We start from the raw sequence: 529 nt of genomic DNA, 5'->3' as shown, positions 1-529 counted from the left end.
TCGAACCTCGAAGGCTCCTGGAACATCCTCGATATCGCCAAGGATGTTGGCGTCAACCATCTCATGCTGGCCTCGACATCGTCGATCTACGGCGCCAATCCGTCCATTCCCTTCCGTGAGACAGACCGGGCCGACGAGCCGCTGACCTTTTATGCGGCGACGAAGAAGTCAATGGAACTGATGGCGCACAGCTACGCGCATCTCCACAAGATCCCGACAACCGCCTTCCGTTTCTTCACCGTCTACGGCCCCTGGGGCCGTCCCGACATGGCCCTCTTCAAGTTCGTCAAGAACATGCTGGAGGATCAACCGATCGAGATCTACGGCGAAGGCCGGATGAGTCGCGACTTCACCTATATCGATGACCTCGTGGAGGCGATCGTCCGCCTGTCGTCCGTCGCCCCGTCGGAGGCCAACCGCGTGGCCGACGAACGGGTGGAGACGCTCTCGCATCAGGCGCCATTCCGCGTCGTCAATATCGGCGGCGGCCAGCCGGAGAACCTGATGACCTTCGTCGAGACGGTCGAAA

1 protein-coding gene is annotated in these 529 nt (G+C 60.7%); it reads left to right on the top strand.

All coding sequences use genetic code 11. The annotated features are described in order from the left end of the window. A partial coding sequence (locus IB248_RS30990; protein WP_192242251.1) for an NAD-dependent epimerase/dehydratase family protein occupies nucleotides 1–529 on the top strand: 529 nt, incomplete at both ends.

Origin of the sequence: Rhizobium sp. RHZ01 (genome assembly GCF_014851595.1) — a bacterium.
Classification (GTDB): domain Bacteria; phylum Pseudomonadota; class Alphaproteobacteria; order Rhizobiales; family Rhizobiaceae; genus Rhizobium; species Rhizobium altiplani.
This window is presented reverse-complemented; position numbering and strand designations above follow the sequence as displayed.